Annotated in this window: 17 protein-coding genes; 11 read left to right on the top strand and 6 right to left on the bottom strand. The window is 35.1% G+C overall.

Features of this window, described 5'->3' with window-relative positions; genetic code table 11:
* Window positions 1–8 precede the first annotated feature (8 nt).
* Genes ACYVHJ_RS05000 through ACYVHJ_RS04990 form a run of 3 tightly spaced genes read left to right on the top strand, consistent with a single transcriptional unit; the run spans window position 9 to window position 7,191 of the window.
* The gene (locus ACYVHJ_RS05000) at window positions 9–1,442 is read left to right on the top strand and encodes a hypothetical protein (protein WP_460513113.1); all 1,434 of its coding nucleotides are present in this window, start codon (window positions 9–11) and stop codon (window positions 1,440–1,442) included.
* 28 nt (window positions 1,443–1,470) lie between these two features.
* Window positions 1,471–2,112, top strand: coding sequence for an OmpA family protein (locus ACYVHJ_RS04995; RefSeq protein WP_460513111.1), 642 nt, complete (start codon window positions 1,471–1,473; stop codon window positions 2,110–2,112).
* A 6-nt stretch (window positions 2,113–2,118) separates the two neighbouring features.
* Window positions 2,119–7,191 carry a hypothetical protein gene (locus ACYVHJ_RS04990; RefSeq protein WP_460513109.1) on the top strand — a complete coding sequence of 1,691 codons (5,073 nt, stop codon included), beginning with the start codon at window positions 2,119–2,121 and terminating at the stop codon, window positions 7,189–7,191.
* A gap of 185 nt (window positions 7,192–7,376) precedes the next feature.
* On the opposite strand, the gene ACYVHJ_RS04985 is transcribed toward ACYVHJ_RS04990, so the two are convergent.
* Window positions 7,377–7,742 (bottom strand): hypothetical protein, encoded by a 366-nt coding sequence (locus tag ACYVHJ_RS04985; RefSeq protein WP_460513107.1) that lies wholly within the window; start codon window positions 7,740–7,742, stop codon window positions 7,377–7,379.
* 128 nt (window positions 7,743–7,870) lie between these two features.
* On the opposite strand from ACYVHJ_RS04985, the gene ACYVHJ_RS04980 reads away from it, so the two are divergent.
* From ACYVHJ_RS04980 to ACYVHJ_RS04945, 8 genes are read left to right on the top strand one after another with little or no spacing between them, the layout of a single operon-like run.
* Entirely contained in the window at window positions 7,871–8,104 is a 234-nt protein-coding gene (locus ACYVHJ_RS04980; RefSeq protein ID WP_460513105.1) for a hypothetical protein, read from the top strand.
* Window positions 8,094–8,687 (top strand): helix-turn-helix transcriptional regulator, encoded by a 594-nt coding sequence (locus ACYVHJ_RS04975; RefSeq protein ID WP_460513103.1) that lies wholly within the window; start codon window positions 8,094–8,096, stop codon window positions 8,685–8,687. The genes ACYVHJ_RS04980 and ACYVHJ_RS04975 overlap by 11 nt, the downstream gene beginning before the upstream one ends.
* Before the next feature lie 52 nt (window positions 8,688–8,739).
* Entirely contained in the window at window positions 8,740–9,021 is a 282-nt protein-coding gene (locus ACYVHJ_RS04970) for a hypothetical protein (protein WP_460513101.1), read from the top strand.
* Complete coding sequence (locus tag ACYVHJ_RS04965; RefSeq protein ID WP_460513100.1) at window positions 8,999–9,223, top strand: hypothetical protein; 225 nt, start codon at window positions 8,999–9,001, stop codon at window positions 9,221–9,223. Before ACYVHJ_RS04970 ends, ACYVHJ_RS04965 begins: the two co-directional genes overlap by 23 nt.
* An 11-nt stretch (window positions 9,224–9,234) precedes the next feature.
* On the top strand, window positions 9,235–9,579 hold the full coding sequence (locus ACYVHJ_RS04960; RefSeq protein WP_460513098.1) for a hypothetical protein: 345 nt from the start codon (window positions 9,235–9,237) through the stop codon (window positions 9,577–9,579).
* A complete protein-coding gene (locus ACYVHJ_RS04955) occupies window positions 9,580–12,495 on the top strand; it encodes a hypothetical protein (RefSeq protein ID WP_460513096.1) in 2,916 nt (971 codons plus the stop codon).
* 1 nt (window position 12,496) lies between these two features.
* Window positions 12,497–12,724, top strand: coding sequence for a hypothetical protein (locus ACYVHJ_RS04950; protein WP_460513094.1), 228 nt, complete (start codon window positions 12,497–12,499; stop codon window positions 12,722–12,724).
* Between the two features lie 56 nt (window positions 12,725–12,780).
* Complete coding sequence (locus ACYVHJ_RS04945; protein WP_460513092.1) at window positions 12,781–12,918, top strand: hypothetical protein; 138 nt, start codon at window positions 12,781–12,783, stop codon at window positions 12,916–12,918.
* A gap of 31 nt (window positions 12,919–12,949) precedes the next feature.
* On the opposite strand, the gene ACYVHJ_RS04940 is transcribed toward ACYVHJ_RS04945, so the two are convergent.
* From ACYVHJ_RS04940 to ACYVHJ_RS04920, 5 genes are all read right to left on the bottom strand, one after another.
* Window positions 12,950–13,735, bottom strand: a complete 786-nt coding sequence (locus ACYVHJ_RS04940) for a hypothetical protein (protein ID WP_460513089.1) — start codon at window positions 13,733–13,735, stop codon at window positions 12,950–12,952.
* Window positions 13,736–14,101: 366 nt separating this feature from the next.
* Window positions 14,102–14,860 (bottom strand): hypothetical protein, encoded by a 759-nt coding sequence (locus tag ACYVHJ_RS04935; RefSeq protein ID WP_460513087.1) that lies wholly within the window; start codon window positions 14,858–14,860, stop codon window positions 14,102–14,104.
* A gap of 779 nt (window positions 14,861–15,639) precedes the next feature.
* Window positions 15,640–16,176, bottom strand: a complete 537-nt coding sequence (locus tag ACYVHJ_RS04930) for a hypothetical protein (protein WP_460513085.1) — start codon at window positions 16,174–16,176, stop codon at window positions 15,640–15,642.
* A complete protein-coding gene (locus tag ACYVHJ_RS04925; protein ID WP_460513083.1) occupies window positions 16,169–16,870 on the bottom strand; it encodes a hypothetical protein in 702 nt (233 codons plus the stop codon). The genes ACYVHJ_RS04930 and ACYVHJ_RS04925 overlap by 8 nt, the downstream gene beginning before the upstream one ends.
* Window positions 16,871–17,034: 164 nt before the next feature.
* The gene (locus tag ACYVHJ_RS04920; protein ID WP_460513081.1) at window positions 17,035–17,514 is read right to left on the bottom strand and encodes a hypothetical protein; all 480 of its coding nucleotides are present in this window, start codon (window positions 17,512–17,514) and stop codon (window positions 17,035–17,037) included.
* Between the last annotated feature and the right edge of the window lie 309 nt (window positions 17,515–17,823).

The following is a 17,823-nucleotide window of genomic DNA, read 5'->3' as shown; positions in this document are numbered from 1 at the left end:
TAATTGTCATGAGAGAGTTCATATCAGAATATTTAAAGTTCGGATTAAATATTGCATCGCTTAGTGTATTTGGTGTTTTGATTATTGTTTCATCCATAACATATCTTAAAGCTAGAAAATCAAGAAAGTGGAGAAGTTTTTTTAAAGTTCAACCAACAATATGGACAGCGGCTGGAATTATTGGAACCTTTTTTTCTTTGTTAGTAGGCTTTTCAGATATTCAAAATCTGTCTAAAAATAGTGAAGCAATTAATGATCTGCCAGTAATATTATCGAATGCTTTTGTGACCTCTATCCTTGGCTTAATTGGCGCTATGATTATTAATGTCATTCTTTCCCAAATGGAAGATACAAATGGGGAAGAAGAACATTTTATCGAACCTCCTGAAAAATTTCTATTTGATCTAAAAAATAACTCATTCGCTCAAAATAACAGTATCATAGATGCTTTGCATACTCTCAATGGCAATCTGATCGCCATTGATAAACGGCTAGAAGCAAGTTCCACTTCTTTGGTAGAAAAGTTTGATCAAACAATGAAGTCAGTTTCTCAAAGCGTGAAGCAAAATATAAATGAGATTAACAAAGATATGTTTGATCAAATATCGGGAGTATTTACTGAGTTTAAAGATATTTCAAATCAAGCAGGCTCTCATTTTAAAGAATTGAATCAAAATAATGTTTCTATTATAACTGCTGAGATGAAAACTTTGATGAAAAAATTATCAGACGAGGTTTCTAAAGTTCAGTCAAACATTTCTCAGGAGAGTGAGGGCTTTATCAAAACTCAACAAGAGAGCTTATTAAAGCAAGTGGAGAAAAATGAAGCATTTCAAAAGATTTCATTGGAGAAAAATGAGGCGTTTCTTAACGATCAACTGATCAAATTTGAGAGTGTAACGAAGAGCTTAAATAATTTTTCAAAATCCCAACAGGAAGTCCAAGCTGAAAACTTTAAGGCAGTTAATACAAGCCAAAAAGAAGCTGTCGAAAGCTTTTTAAAAGAAATTAGTGCTATCAAACAAGAGTCCATCCAATCTTCTGAAAAAGCGAATGAATCACTTTCTAAACTAATCGATTCAATAGAAAGCAAAACTAAGGAGGTGTTAGAGACTATTCATAAGGATTTTGAAAAAGTAAGTAATGGTCTACAAAATTGGGCGACTTTGACTGAACAGGGGCTAAATGCAACTGCAGCGAGGTTAAAAGACTCTGTGACCTCCTTTGATGATCAAAGAGAAAATCATAAGAAGACTATTGAGCAAGCCGAGATTCATCTAGCTACGCTTGTAGATCTGTCAAAAAGTGAAGAATTGTATTCCCAAAGACTGGAAAGTTATGAGGAAAGGACGAATGAATTAGCTTCTGCAGTTATTCAGTTGAAAGAACTTGTCGAGCTTCTAAAAGAATTTAAGGAAACAAATGGTAAGGTCAGTGTTTAGGAGTAAGAATAATCCAGTAAACGTTTGGATGAGTTTTTCAGATTTGCTGACGGGGGCTTTAGTAGTGTTTATGTTGATCACAGTAGTCCTAGTAATCAAAACACAAACGGATATAAATACTATCAAAGAAGCAACGGAGGGTATCACTAACAATTTCACAACTAAATTAACTGGAATTCCAGGAGTTACAGTAACTGATGATGGTACTATACGATTTTATTCCCAAAGTAATGGAATAGAAGATCAATTATTCGAATATGATTCCTATGAATTGACTTCAACTTTTGTTGCTGGTCTTGATTCAATTACTCCAGTTTTTCTAAACGAATTAGAAAAGGTATTTGACGAGTTGGGGAATTCTAAAGTAGAGATTAAAGAAATTAGGATTGAAGGGCACACAGATTCAAAGGGGAATGATGATTATAATCTTAGATTATCTCAAGAGAGAGCTACCCAAACTTGGTTTGAAATAAGGGACAATATTTTAAGTAAAAGAAGCCCAAAATTTCAAGAATACTGTAAAAGTAAAATAGTAACTGTAGGCTTTGGAGAAACAAAATTACTTAATATTAAAGGAGAGTTAATTGATAACAATGGTGGGGTGGAGAATTCAACATTATCAAGAAGAGTAGAGTTAAGCGTGCTTTTTAAAGGCTTTGGTAAAGAATAGATTTAAATGAAAATTAGGGATTTAAGTGAATATATTAAACAGAAGACTAATTCTAAAATTGATTATAGCTCCGGATTAGAGTTATTGACTAAAAATGACCTATTACTAAAAGAGTTGTATGGCTCTTTTGATGATCCTGAAGGTTTTTTGAAAGGAGAATTGTTGAAGTTATCTTCTTTTGCTGAGGATTCTCAGGATCAAGTTTTTTATGAATTTTTACAAAATGCTAAAGACTCAGGGGGGGCAGGGCTTTGGGTTTTTTCTGATCCGAAGTTAGGATTGTTAGTTTTAAATGATGGAGAGCCTTTTCATACAAATCCGGAAATTACAGATGGTTCGTTATTTAGTTTTTTAGGTAAAGGAAAAGGTGTAAAGTTTAAGGATTCAAGTAAGAGTGGGAAAAAGGGAGTTGGATCAAAACTCATGTATAACCTGCTTGTCCCTCATGGTTCATCTGATAATTTGAAAGGTATGAGTGAACGAGTTGCTATGGCTCTTGGTAAAGATTTGCTTGCACCTATATTATTTTCTTGGTCTAAAAATGATATTAATGCTTTGAGAGGAATATTGGAGGTGGATGACATCTCTAAAATTGAGGTAGAAGCCCCAGGGAATTCAATTTTATGTAAGCTTTTTTTAAGTTATTTTCCTGCATTACCAAATGAATCACTCAGCTATCTTGGTAAAACTGTAGTCCCATTTGGTCAATATGAATTTAATCAATTTAAAAACTGTTTGTCAGCAGCATTAAATGCGTTTAAAAGCGATGAATTATTTTATTCACCGGGTACAATTTTATATATACCTGCACATGAATCTACAATCCATCGCTTAGAAAAAGAATTTGATGGAATATCGCAAGGTTTAGCACAATCATTATCGGTGCTTTCAGTAGATGGATCACTAAACAAGGTGAAAAGGATTCACATAGGTACTAAAAAAATTGAGAAGGGAGAATTTCAGTCCATTTCTATAACAGTCCAAGATGGTGAACAAGATATAAGTGCGTCATTTATTTTTAGTGTGAAAAGGAATGAAATACAGAAGACCCTATCTAATATTTTCACTGATTATTTTCCTGTATCAAAGGAGATTCATGGACTTGGTTATATCATTAGATGTAAAGATTTTGACATCCTCGACAACCGACAAAAACTTAGGTCTGAGCCAAATAAATTCTCAGCATTTGCTCGCAAATTGATTGAAGATTGGGATTATATTCCAGACTCTAAATATTTTCCATTTTTAGGAAGTTTGGCAATTTCTGATGATCCCGAGGAAGGTGAAGATGTGTTTAGTTTTCATGAAACAGTAAAAGAACATGCTGTAAATCATTTGCGAGTAAACCATTTTAATCTAAAACGAGCAAAAGCAAATCAGGTTTTTGTGTTACCGAGTGGGTTTGAAAGTCTGAATACAAGTAGTCTCTTGTCTAATAAATACCTGCTTCATCCGAGGTTAAATGAATATTATAAAGATGGTTTAGATAAATGGGGAGTTGAGAGTTATTCATTATCAAAATTATTCAATGAAGCGGGGGCAGAAAAGACCAAAACGTTTTTCAAAGAATGTGATGAATTTACGAAAATAATTAAGCAACTTGAACTTGAAAATGAGGGCGATTTCCTTTTCGAAATACCATTTATCCCTACTTCCAGTGGCTATTTATCAGTAAAAGACTTTTGTGAAAAGAAGGATACATTTTTGCTTTTTCCCCAAAATCAATTTGGATCTTTTAAAAAGCAATGTGAAAAAGGAAATGCACCCATTACCTTTAGTAGAGGTGTAGATAAGTTTCTGAATTTAGATTATTATCCAAATATCACATCACTGATAGGGGGCAATTGGGATGCTGAAAAGATTTTTGAGCGGTTTAATGATTTTTTTGAAAATGAAAAGATTAGCTTTTCCCAAGAATTAAAAAACCTCAGTCTTTCGGTTCTCTATTCCTTTAACAAGAAAGAATTTTCTTCATGGGTCAGTGATAAATTTGCTTATTTTTCTAATAGAAAAGGGGATAGCGATTTATTAATTAGCCATACATTTAACGAAGCCATCAACGATGACTTTTTCAAAGATTGGAAATTGCCGATAGAGCAGGAACTAAGTATTCTTAAATCTTTTCAGGCTAAAAAGAATGGTGTTTGGGGAATAGTTTCAAGTGATAGAACCTATTTGATAAATAAAATTAACAAGTTGAAAAAGTCCGATGTAATAGAGCCTGTGTTATTGCAACTTTTGGAATCGTTTAAGCATAGGTCTGATAAAGAGAATGATGATATCTTTTTTTCTTCACAAGAAAAGCTTGTATTTACTTACGATGATTTATGGGAGGATTTTGGGAAAAAGATATTCCACAAAGGATTTCAGAATCTTTCAGCAGATGAATATCGCTTAGCGAGTGAGCTGTTTTTTAAGTTTGGATATCGACTTCCAAATTTTGACTTATTAACTGTTTATAGTTCCAAAGAATTTCAGAAGCTCTTTGTAGTAAAGTCATTGCAGAATTTAAGTTTGAAATGGGTTACTATATCAACCGAGGAGATTCTAATTTTGAAAAAGCTATCAAAAATAGAGGGTTGTAAATTCTTTGATTTATTCACACTGAAACAAAGTAGAGTTCGCAGTTTTGAAATTAAATCCAACACTGAATCGTCTCGCCAGTTTTTTAATTCACCAACTGAAGTTTCTGAGTTTCTCGTGGAGCAAAATCAGTATTTCGAATTACCCGAATCGTTATTGAATTACTTCACTTTAAAAGATGGGTTGTGGGATGTAAGTAGTGAGCAGTTTAAACAAGAATTATTAGATGAATTTGGATCAGAACGGGTCTTTCTTATCTTATTTGAAAGAGCAAGTGATATTCTTAAATCATCCTATATCGAAAAAATTGAATTGATTGAAATTAATTCGAATGATCAGCAGATTCTTGAAGAAGACAGTTTTGAGGTCAGATTTGTAAGTGCTTTTGGGAATGATGAAATACTACTAGCTAAGGTTAAGAAGAAAATCCAAATCGATGGGCAAACTATTAGTCACGACGGCTATCGTGATACCATAAAAATAAATTCCCATGAATATGTTCTTTCAGAGCTGCTAAATGATCAAAAGGGGGCTTTAGAAAGAATAAACAAGGCTGCAAAGATATTTTCCTTACTCAAAACAAATGTTAAGGAAAAGTTTTTAGGATTAGTTGATAAACCCTTAAAGGAGATTAAGGATGAAATTTTGATGGTTGAAAAGGGGGAACCAGTTCATGTTTCTTTTTTGATTGATTATTTAGAGCAAATCAAAGAAGATGATCTGGAATTAGGTTTGGAAGACTTGCCTGACTTTTTGAAAATTGGAGTTCAAGAGCTTTTTACTGAGTTTAAGTATAGAGATATCAATTGGAAAGAATATTGGGAGAAGGATTGGTTTGGATTTAACCCAGATTATCAAATTATTCCTACTCAAAATGAATATTGGTTGGATTCAGAATCGATTCCTGAAGATCTTTTAGAGTGGGTAAAAAAATCGGGTGATAACAGCAAATATTTGGCTGCGAAACTAGATAACCAAAACTATGTTCAGAAAAGTGAGAGCTTCAGATTGTCACTTAGCCTAGGAAAAGTTCTAGATGATATTTATTTATCCAAAAAAATGTGGTCACGAGCTTTCGAATGGGGTATTTCCAGAGAAATTGATCTTTTAGAAAAAGAAGGAGAAAAACTCTGGACTATTATTGAAAATCAAAGGTTGTGGGAGAGTTATTTGGTGTCTTACACGTCATGGGGAGAGAGAGATGAGAGAACTCTTCGACTGAATAAATTTGGGACTTCAATTAAGTATTATTTTGATGGCACATCTCATTTTGAGTATCTACCAATGTCAGAAATGTCTCCAGGAAGTGTCGCAAATTTAGGCACAAGCTCTTCTTCAAAAAGAAGAAAATATGCAAAACAGCTTAAGCTAGAGCAATTATCTATACAAATAAGGGCAAAGGGAGATTTGCCTGATAAAACTGAATGGAAGGCGGGATATTACAATAGATGGAAAGATAATAGACCTTTCAATCATTATACGTATAGGATTTATACTGTAAATAGTATGATAGAATCTTCTGCCGTCATAGTTAAGAGCGGAGAATCATTTATGGAAATTAACTCTGTTAAAGACGAACCCAGGTTAAGAGTAAAAAAGGAAGGAAGCAGACGAGACTTATTTATATACTTGGATGACTTGGGAACTTTATCACTGAAATACTTGGAAGAATTTCAAAATGATCTTTTTGTTGGTGAAAGTGAATCAAAGGATTTAGTTCGACTTTTTTCAATTGCAAATGAATTTCAGGAAGAAGCCTTATCAAGACTAAAGTCAAGGGGGATTATTGATGAGGATTGTAACCCAATTTCTTTACCAAATACAAGCAGTGCTGATTCAAGTCCGAAAACAAAAAAAAATGTTTATTTAGAAGGGTTTGAGAATCTAAAAGATCCTCAGGTACTTCACGATAATTGGGATTTAATAAAGCAACTTATTGACAAATTCGGGGGTGATCTCGGTAATAAACTTCAGGAGACCCTTGAAAATGAGATAGATGATTCAAGACCGAATAAACTAAGTGGTTTTATTGGGGAGCAATTGGCAAGGGTATGGCTTGAGAAAAATCTTGATCAAGATGTTGAGTGGGTAGGGGATAAAGTTAATGAATTTGATATTAAATTAGGGGATAAAGTTGCGGTAGAGATTAAAACTAAAATTAATACTTTGTATGATGAATCAGTAGGAGGATCAGGGACAACCGCAATTTATCTTAGAAAAAGTCAAATAAGTTTTATAAGTAACCAACAAAGTTTTGAATACTATCTAGGGTTGATATCACTTGAAGATCTGGGGCTAAGAGAAAAGTATAATTTATGGTTGGAGACTTGGAAAAGTGAAGGGGGAAAAGATCTTTCCTTAGTACTTCAGGAAGAGATAAAAGCCTTTGCTGTAAATTTCATGAGCGACAACAATAATTTAGATTTATTCACTTTAAAAACAAGCTTTATCTCTTTGAAAAATGGGGGTAATATTGAAAGTTGTTATATTGGCTAATAAGTGTTTTTGTAGCCTAAAAAACACCTCAACTTAGGGCTAGGATTATTTTTAAAAATATACAAACTAAAAAACCCCTCCAAATTCACATCTGAAGGGGTTTTGTGTACCCAGGGCCGGTACATTTTTTATTTTGTAAGCCTTTTATTTTCATTGTGATACATTTTTTGTGTGAAAAAAAGGAATTAATCTTCTTTCATTTTGTCCATTAAAAGCTTGTTGTGGGTTTCTAATAGCTCTATGTATTTTTTTTGCCACAGCTCCTTTTCTGCTATGCATTGAGCCAGATCTGTGTATTTATATTTGTCTTTTTCTTCGGAAGAGAATCCATACTCTGTCAACATCTCCGGAAATTCTTGGGTAAAGTCATGTCCGATTGCCCTTCCGTATTTGTGAATTATGCTATAACTGAGATCATCTTTTATGAAGTGCCTATATGCGCTTGATTGATGATATCCGGCCTTTTTTGCAATAGAAAGAATGCTTACAGCATGTTCTCTGGCATACTCATCTAGTCTTTTCCTTACAATTTCTCCTCGGTGAACTTTCATGATTTCAAAGTTCTTTAAAAAATAATTCCTATTTCGAGACGATTTTAATTGCATAATATTCTTAAATGACGCATATTTGACGCATAGTTAATGCATAATAAGAATTAACGCAATACCAAAATATAAGTATGCTGACCCAACAAGAACTTAAAGACCTGAAAAATTCACTGCCTTATGGGTATTTTTCAAAGGTGGAAAAAAGGGTAAATGTGTCAAAAAGGACTATTTCTAACTTTTTTTCTGAAAAAAATCACAGATACAATACCGAGGTACATAAGGCAGCTCTAGATGTAATTGAAGAAAGCAAGGAATTGATTAACCGTCTTAAAAAGAGACAAAATAAGATTGTAAATGCGAAATAAACCCATCAAAACCCAAATGATCAACTTTAGCAGTGGCAAATTACCTGCGGGTATAGCAGATAAGAATGTTGAATTTTTCGCAAAAGACGAAAAAATATTCGCATTGATAGATGGTAATATAGCACCTCCAAATGAATGGCCTGACTGGCTATATGAAGGGGTTTTCAGGGACATGGAGAAGCATCCGGAGGCAGTTGAAGCACTTGTGAAAGCTGGCTTCATCACGGATGCTGAAATGGTCTCCCAATATATTAAGTGCCGGTATTCCGCTTTGGACAATGATCCTGATATGGTAGAAGGAAAGCTCCAGGATAGTGAATACATAGATTGCAATCTTAGAGGGAGCTGTCCTTATGAAGGAAGGATTTGTTCACTGCTCAAAGCTAAGTATGGAACCTTAACACCCCGTGAAATAGAAGTGCTGAAATTAATACCTGAAGGCCTTTTGGATAAAGAAATAGCTACGAAAATGGGTATTTCTGTTCTCACGGTTGGGGTATTTATGAAGAATATTAGAGAAAAAACAGGCTATAAAAACAAGGCTGAACTGGTCAGATTTGCCTTTGAAAAAAACCTTATATGACATTGCCGGATGTTCTATCCACGTTTGATCGACAATCAACTTTCCCGGGGCCATGCCGGCATTGGTCCCGGGATTAATTCAAAACACCATGGACAACTCAAGAATTGAAAAATTATTAATCGACCATGAATTTGCAATGAAAAAGAAAAATTTCTGGCAAGAAAAAGCTCATGGATTAGGTGGGATCCTCAGGCCAATGAATAACCTGAGTGCTCATAACTGGATACGAGTTGAAGTTAAACTTCGGATGAATATTTATCAGGTAGCCGATGAAATCATAAGCAACAATAAACTCTATAATGACCTGGATAATGGATCAAAAAAGACAGCTTGAGGATTATTTGTCTTTGCTAGAATTTGCAAGGCAAGAGTTAAAATTAGACCAAAAGAAGTTGGTCGAAACTAGAGATGTTTTAGGCTCTGATGAGTTAGACCGCCTGGAAAAGGATATAGAAACCTTGAAAATGGGGATTGACAGGTATCAAAAGAACATCAAAACATTAAAAACAATAATCAATGATAGTGACTGTCAATAAAAAACTAAGACATGAAAACGTTCCATGCACTTCAGCCTATTTTGAAACAAACATCAAGTCCCAGCCCCTTAGAGTTGTTTACCAAAACAACGATTACTACCGGGTCCGAGACATACGAAATGAAGAGTGGGGTTTCTTTGAAAGTCAGCTCGACCTCCAAGCGGCGACGAAAACAAAAAACATACAAGCGTCGGTATTACCTGGCCAGCAAACTAAAGGATAAATTTCAGGTAGACATGAAATCTCTTACCATTAATACCCCTTACAGCTCAGTTGAAGATATCCCCAGTCCCGAAAGATACTATGTCAGACAGGCACTTAAATCAGGCTTTCAACATCAATTATCGATTTTTTAAATGTTTATAAACCAAGCAGACATATTTGAAGCGACCGATGGTGGTCTCAATATTATCCTTTACTACTTTCCACAAGCTCAAAATTGTGTAGGAGTAAAGGGAAAGAAATTTAAAGTTCGTGAAAGTGAGAAAACGGCCAGTGCCACACTGAAGCAGCTGGAGGATGGCAATTGGGTGGTAACGGATTTTGGGGGAGATCAAAAACCAAAAAATGGTATTCATGTCTGCATGGAAGAAGAAGGGCTTGACTTTAAAGAAGCTCTCGAAGTACTTGCCGAAAGGTATAATGTTTCCGGAGAAACCACCTTTGAAATTTTAAAACCAGAAATTACAAGTAGGGATGCAAGGGCAGAGGAGAATGATGGGGAATGGTATTTTGAAGTAAGGAATGAGTTTACAGATTTTGAGATAAGAACTGTCCTGGCAGAGAAGGTCATCCCTGTGATGAGAGATAAGGAAGGGAAAGTTATCCGGGACAGTTCTGGAATTGTAGCAATAAATACCGATAAGGTTTATAAAATTTTTCGTAGGTATCATTTTTACTCCCTTATTTCTTACTCCATAGTGAAAAACCGGAAGGTGATTACGATTGAGGCCACAGATAAATACCCAATTTTCATGTGGGATGAAGGGGATTTTAAGAAAATTTATCAACCCCTCAGTCCTGATAAGAGTCGTAGGTTTATGTACTACGGCAAACGCAAAAGTGACTTTTTACATGGACTATCTGTTTGCAACGCTGCCTATGAGGAAATTCAAGAGGACGACAATTTTGAAGACCAAGAAGAAGGTAGTAAGCCAAGAAAGAAAAAAATGCTACCTGAAATCATATACTGCAGTGGTGGTTCTGATGCTTTGAACTTGGCCATGATCAGTTATCAGGTAGTCTGGCCAAATTCCGAAACTGCAAAGCTTACTGATAAACTTTTTAAAAAGCTTCAGGCCATTGCTGAAAAAGTAATGAACATGCCGGATATAGATTTTACAGGCAAAAGAGAAGCTCATCGGCTGGCCATGGAACACCTGGACCTGCACACAATTACACTGCCCGAAAAATTAAAAGAATTTCCGGACAAAAGGGGTAATCCTTCCAAGGATGTAAGGGACTATCTGAAGCGCTTCAGTGCCTACGAGTTCAAGCAATTGGTACGCACTGCTATACCTTATAGGTTCTGGGATGAAGTTTATTGGGTAGACAAAGCAGGTAATTGGAAATCTAAGTTCCAGGAAAAAAACACCAGGCTTTATAATTTCCTTACCAAAAATGGGTTCTATAGGCTTGAAAATAAGAATGAAAAGCAAGGGTATATTTTCATTCAGATCAAGGATAATATAGTCCGTGAAATTGAGGTGAATGAAGTAAAAACGTATGTAAATAAGTTTCTTGAGGAACGGCATTTAGATGAAGGATTAAGGGATGTTTTCTACAGAAGCAGTCAACTTAAAGAAGCCTCCATGTCCAATTTACCAATGACAGAAGTGGACTTTACCGATTTTGACCGAGAGTCCCAATTTTTCTTTTTTGGCAACAAAACAGTGGAAGTCAATAAAGGTAGGGTGAAGGTTCATAAGCTTGGAGAAGTGCAAAAATATGTCTGGCATGATGAGGTGATAGACCATCGATTTAAAGAACAGGATCCACATTTTAAAGTTTCCCAAAATAAAGATGGCCGCTGGGATATAGAGGTATTGAAGAAAGACAACACCTTTTTTAATTTCTTGATCAATACCAGTCGAACTCACTGGAGAAAAGAACTAGAAGAAAGGCTTGCCGGTAAATCGGCTGAGGAGATTAAAAAATACAAGCAGGAAAACCTGTTCAATATAGCAGGACCTAATTTGAATCATGACGAAATAATGGAGCAGAAGCACCATTTGGTTAATAAAATGTATGTGCTAGGCTATCTATTACACAGGTATAAAGACCCTTCCCGTCCCTGGGCTATTTGGACAATGGATCATCGGATATCTGATGAGGGAGAATCTCATGGAGGATCCGGTAAATCTATAGCCATGGGATCTGTGTCACGCTTTATGAAGTCGGTGACGTTACGTGGCCGGGATCCCAAAATGACAGAAAATCCCCACATGTACGACCGGGTCACTATTCATACAGATTACATCCTGGTGGATGATGCCAACCAGTATTTGAAGTTTGATGTGTTTTTCTCTGACATCACCGGAAATATGATCGTCAATCCCAAGAATAACAAGTCCTATGAGATCCCTTATGAAGAGTCGCCAAAGTTTGCTTTCAGCTCAAATTTTCCCTTGAGGAATATAGATAGTTCTGTACTACGGAGGGTGTTGTACTGTGTGTTTTCGGATTATTACCATCAGAATAAGGATGGCTATTTTAATGAAAGCAGGAATCCCAGGGAGGAGTTTGGAAAGAATATCCTGGGGCCGGACTATACAGAAAAGGAATGGAATGACTTTTACAATTTTATGATTCAATGCTGTCAGCTATACATGCAACACGGCAAAATAGATCCACCTATGGAGAATGTGGAGAAAAGGAATCTACTAAGTGAAATGGGTCCGGCCTTTCATGAATGGGCTGATACCTATTTTACAGACCGGCTGAATGATTTTGTGGTTAAAAAATATGCCTTTGAGGACTATACCAAAACCACTGCAAGTAAATGGACCTCACAAAAGTTTACCAAAGCACTTAAAGCTTGGGCTAGGTTCTATGGCTACGAGCTGGATCCTGAGGAATTCAAAAACTCATCTGGAAGAATAATCCGAAAAGAACAGATTAATGGTGTGGCCACCTCTGTAGAAATGATATATGTCAGCAGTTCCGGAAGTAGTCCGGATGCAAATCATAGGGCTGTCAATCAGGTAGTGATGCCACCTTCTCCGAATGATGGTTTGGCACCAGGGGATGAAGAAGATTTAGCTACTTTCTAAGATGGAAATAACTTTAAAACTTAAACCGGTAATGTCGATAAAGGAGTTTGTCGACAAACAAACCAAGACCAGGAAAAAGGGGCTGGTATACTTCCAACTCCTAGAGGGCGAGTCTGCGGTAATTACCCGTGTGATTTCAGATCAGACAGACAAGCTCTGGCTGATCAGGATGATAAAGCAGCGGAAAATATTTATGCAAACCTCTCAGAATATAGCCGAAAGCTCCTAATCACCTGTGCATTTCAAACCAGAAAAACAATTCGTAACCCTGTAACCCATAAAATAATGAAAAGAGAAGATAAAGAGCTTACCAGGTATGAAAGAAGAATCTTGGGCTTAGCTATTATTACCAGTTTTGCAATAATTCAGGCTGTTTTATTGGTAATTGTAATACTTGTTTCAGTTTTTCAATTATCTGGATGAGTTTAAATGCTATTGAAGAAAGCTTGATTCCTTATAGTTGAAGTTCAAAGAGTCTTGAATTGAAATCTTCCAAGATGAAAATCCGGTTGAACCCACATTTTATTAAAAGATTTTCATCAAATTTTTGTAAGATTTCGTATGAGCTTTTTGCTGCGCTACCTATAACAATTAATAACCATTGTTGATTTAGACCTGTGTTATTGATGTATTTTTGACGTTTACTTTCTTTTTTAAGTATTGCCGTAATCAAATGTTCAGGTTTTAAAGATTTCTTAATAAAGCCTCCAGATGGAATGCTATTAAACGTTAAATTTGAATCTTCCTGGCAAGTAATTCTATTTACTAAGTCGTTTCTTTCAAATTTTCCATGGATTAGGTGTTTTTCAACGATGGTTACTATAGAGTCTGCGTAAAATATTTTATTCTTTTTATTGAGTTTTTTTTTAATATTCACCCTGATGTTTACTAAAAACTTAAAGGTAGGAAATCGCTCCTTAAATTTATTTTCAGCAATTTTAACAATATCTTCAAAGCTTCCTTCAATTTTCTTTTGAGAGTGATCCAAAAGAATTTCGTGTTCCAATCCAATAAAATTATTGTTTGTAGATTTAATTATAAAATCAGGCTGTTCACCTACTGAATCGATCTGAAAATTAGCATTAAATAACATTAAGAATTTACCAACATGACAAATCTCTAAAGTTTTTTTTGGAGTATTTGGATCTAACTCATCCAGCTCTTTTAAAAAACTACCTATTAAATTGTCAAGGTTTTTTGCCTCACTAGGAGACGCTTGTCTTTTTACAATCTGTAGCATAACTCTTAGGTTTTAATCCGCATAGTTAATATCTTCTAAAGAAGTGTTTAACTTATTAGAGTTTGTCTAAAAATTAACAAATTTAACTTTGTCAATCTCCTTCATCAGTCTATCCGTTCCCATTAGAGCCACAATGATTTTTTGATAGTGTAGGATGTCTTTTAACCCTAGATCACAACCTTTGCGGTAATTTGTGACTTGAATAATTACACTGTCATGTCTGAGAAGAAATAGATATAAATTCATCCTTTCCTATTACCTCAAAACGCAACCCATAATCCGATGAACCGCCGTATAAGAGGCCTGTACTTAGGGTGTTGTGTGAGACACTTCCCTTCAGAGGAATCTTACGGGCCGTCTACACGATTAGGTAGCGTTGGTTATTAGATCAGATATTATATTAATAGCAATTCCCAATAGGACTACTCCAAAAATCACATAAGCTATATTTCTCCTTTTTCGATATTCTTTAACCTGTTTACCTGTTGCAATGAATAGAACAGGGAATAGAAAGTTCCTAAATAAATTGATGAAATAACCAGATAAGTAAATTGGAATCCACCACGCTACACCAACTATCCAACTAGAATTATTACTTCCAGAATTATTATAGTCAGTGTTAGTTAAGCCAGTTAAGCCAGCAACTTTTAAAAGATAATCTACGGAGAAGAATAGAATTGCAATAGCAACTAATAATAGCGGTAATCCCATTTTTAGATCCAGGTAAGTCAGAAAACTATAATATGGTCGAAACTCTTTAAGTTCTTGTCTTAAGTCATCTTCAAATTTGAAGCCCCAGTTTTGATTGTTATATCTGAGATAGTAAGATATAACCTTTGGTTTAAAGAAAAATCTATCATTTTGAAATTTTATGTCTACGGATTGTTCTTCATTTGAGCATGTTAATTCAAATTCAACAATTTTTCTCTTTTCAAAATTGGAATACGATATGAATTCGTTTAAATCGGAAAAATTGATATTGGTTCCATCTTTTGTTTTTCCGTTTATAGCAATTTCGACAAAGTCTTTAGCTAAGAAATCAACAAAGCTTCTTAATTCCGTTTCTAGAATTAAAACTGCTCCATAGAGCTCTCCGTGTTTACTATGTTTTTTAGTGTAACTCATGTATTGTGACTAGTGGCTCTGGCAAGTACGGGGTTTTGAAACCGATTCTATGTCCGCCAGATCGAATGTTATTAAGTTGTAATATCTTCATTTTTAAGTAGTCAGCCGCATTTCCTATAGCCCTTGTGTATGTATTGAATGATGAATGTAGGTCAAAAAGTTGACCTTTGCAACGGATAAGAGTCCGTTAGGTGCGGGAGTCGTTGCCCGAAGTCAAGCAAGTGAAAAGCTGGTTTGCCGTGAGGTATGCAGGGAAGTGAGCCAGACTCCGGTTTCTATACTGACTGACAGCAACCATATACTGGAGCCATGAGATCTGGCGAGGAGCCACATCACGCCGAGATCTTAGCATTAATAAGGAAGTGTTCAAATGGTAGGTAAGGAAGTGTTAGACACAAGGATATCACCTTACGGAGGGAGGTCTTGGAATAAATTTGGTTTCTATTAGCCAAGAAGTCGGCTGAGGTCATAGTAGTTGCCGGTAACGAGCTATAGGATTTAAAGAGGTCTAAAGCTCGCCCGCATAAACATTCGGACGATGACTGACTGTAAGGTGAAGTGAAGATTCAATAAATTGCCCATACGTAGCCTTATTTTAGAAGTAGGGAATGGGTAATATTGGTTAAAAGAGCAGTATTCATATCCTTTACGGACCGCTGGATAAAGTCTGTCCAGAATTTTTATCGCGACCCGTATAGCCTGCTCCGTGTTTTAGGGCCCCGGTCGTGAGAATCACAACCTGAGCTATTTAGAGCAGGTTGGGTTACTCATTAGGGTTTTTAATTTTCAGTCTCATTTTGAGATCCCTTATTCTTCAAATTCGGACCTTCATCTAAATTTTTTCTAATCCCTTTAACATCTTGTTTGATTTCTTTGACATCATTATCGAGGTTTGAATATGCGAAATAACCAACTGCCCCAAGTATGGAAATAAGGATTCCAATCAACCAAAAAAAGAGACTTCTAGAGACAAACATCGTTCGTAAATCGATCCCTTCGGTTCTAATCATTTCAGCAATTGTATCGAATCTTCCACGTACATAATTTGATTCTTCTCGAATTTCACCTCTTATCTCGGATACCTTGTTATCAATGGTATTCTTTATAGACTCTATTTCAATTGAAACAGATTTTTCAGGGTTTGAGTTGGTTTGTTCGTTATTAAAGTTGTTTTTCTTTTGGTAAACTGGTGAATCCTGTTGTTGAATTACCTCAGGAGTAGTTTCACTGTTGTAATTGAAACCATATTTCTCTTCGAGATTGATTAATCTTTTTTTCAGGCTAATAACCTCATTTTCCTTTTTCCCTTTACCCATAAATGCTGGAAAGTTTAGTAAATAATGTTTCTTCTACTTGAATGGAAGTTTCGTAGATATTCTTTGTTTCATTACTATTAATACCGCTTTTACTAGTGTTGTCAATAGCATAGTTATCTGTATCAATTGCAAACCCTCCTTTTTCAACTTTCTTGTCGTGTCTGAAGTTTTGAAGAACCCAGTTATCGTCCTTACGAATTGGCCCAATTGTGTATCGACCTGAAGAATAAGTTATGGTCAAACTAATATCTCTTACAGGAAAGTCTTTAATCAAAGCCTCATCATTAAAAACATGAAGAAACTTACCTACAGGAGTATTGATATTACCATTTTCAGGTTTATAGGAACCCATTATTCGGCAGCCAATTCTTCTAATTGTTGGCTTTTTAAGAAGGGAGGTAAAGACTTCAAAAATTTTAAGAAACGTTTCATAGAACGTTTCATGTTCAATCGCATATTCGTCAATGAAAGATAGACGATTCATACCTATGAAAACCCTTTTTGTAATATTGTTCTGATTCTCAGCGTTGAAAGCTTCAATGGTATCATTCGATATTTTCCAAGATTTACAATTCAATTCTGGAATTTCAATGAGTTTATCAGAAAATTGACCTCTCTTGTCAATAATAGCAGGCACTGGGTCGTAACGCAGTTCCAAAATTAGTTTTCTATTATGAATTAATTTTGATTTCATTATAATTTCTATATGGTATTAACTTTAATTGCTATGCTAATAAGGGTAAAGCTGTTAGTTTGGTTTTATAATTTTTTACGATAACTGCCAAAAGATTTTATCAAAATTAAAATCTTATTGTAAACTCTTAATAATAAAATTGCTACTATGATACTTCGCTTGTTTTAAAAACCATATTTCTTTTGTTGATTAATCAGGTAAAGGATACAATCTCTATAACTTTGGTTATTCTTTATCTTTTTCATCATATTATTAGCATTTTCTATCATCACATTTCTACCTTCTCCAAGTGCTAAAATAAATGTATAGTCCTCATCTCTACTGCTGTCAAAAATAAAATATAATTGATTGTTAAGTCTATCCAAGAAAACAAAATGACCTTCCAAATTTTCACCTATAATATAAGATTTTGTTATTTTTGAAGTTTCTAATATTTCATAAGCAAGGTTCGGATGACTTCTGAATTTGATAATCTCCTCGTCAAATTCAATCTGTAAATTATTTTCCTCTTTTTTAAACGAGGTTGCTTTATCTTTTGAAATACTGTGAGATACATAATAAAAAGGCTTAATATTAATTATATTTTGGGAATAAGCTGTAAAAGTCAAACAAAATAACACGAAATGTAAAATCCCTTTTTTCATAATTTTTCAGCTTAATAATTTGGTGGAGACAAGCGGGTTGAGTGATTACCCATAGCTACTTGGTTGAAAACCTTTTTTTCTCATTTGATAGGTTACTAAACAATCTCTTGACCCTCTTCCTGGCTCTATTGGTAAATAAAATAACTGTAACATCATAACACACTCGCTCCCTTCCCAGTCGTACTGATCATCACTGATCCCGGACGGCTAACAGCCCGGTTACAATATAGTTTAGTCTTTACTACAGTGCTGCAATTACGGCTCTGATCAGCGCCTCTCCCAGGAGCCGGGAGGGACGCCGTTTATGGA

Source organism: Cyclobacterium sediminis, assembly GCF_054781075.1.
This window is presented reverse-complemented; position numbering and strand designations above follow the sequence as displayed.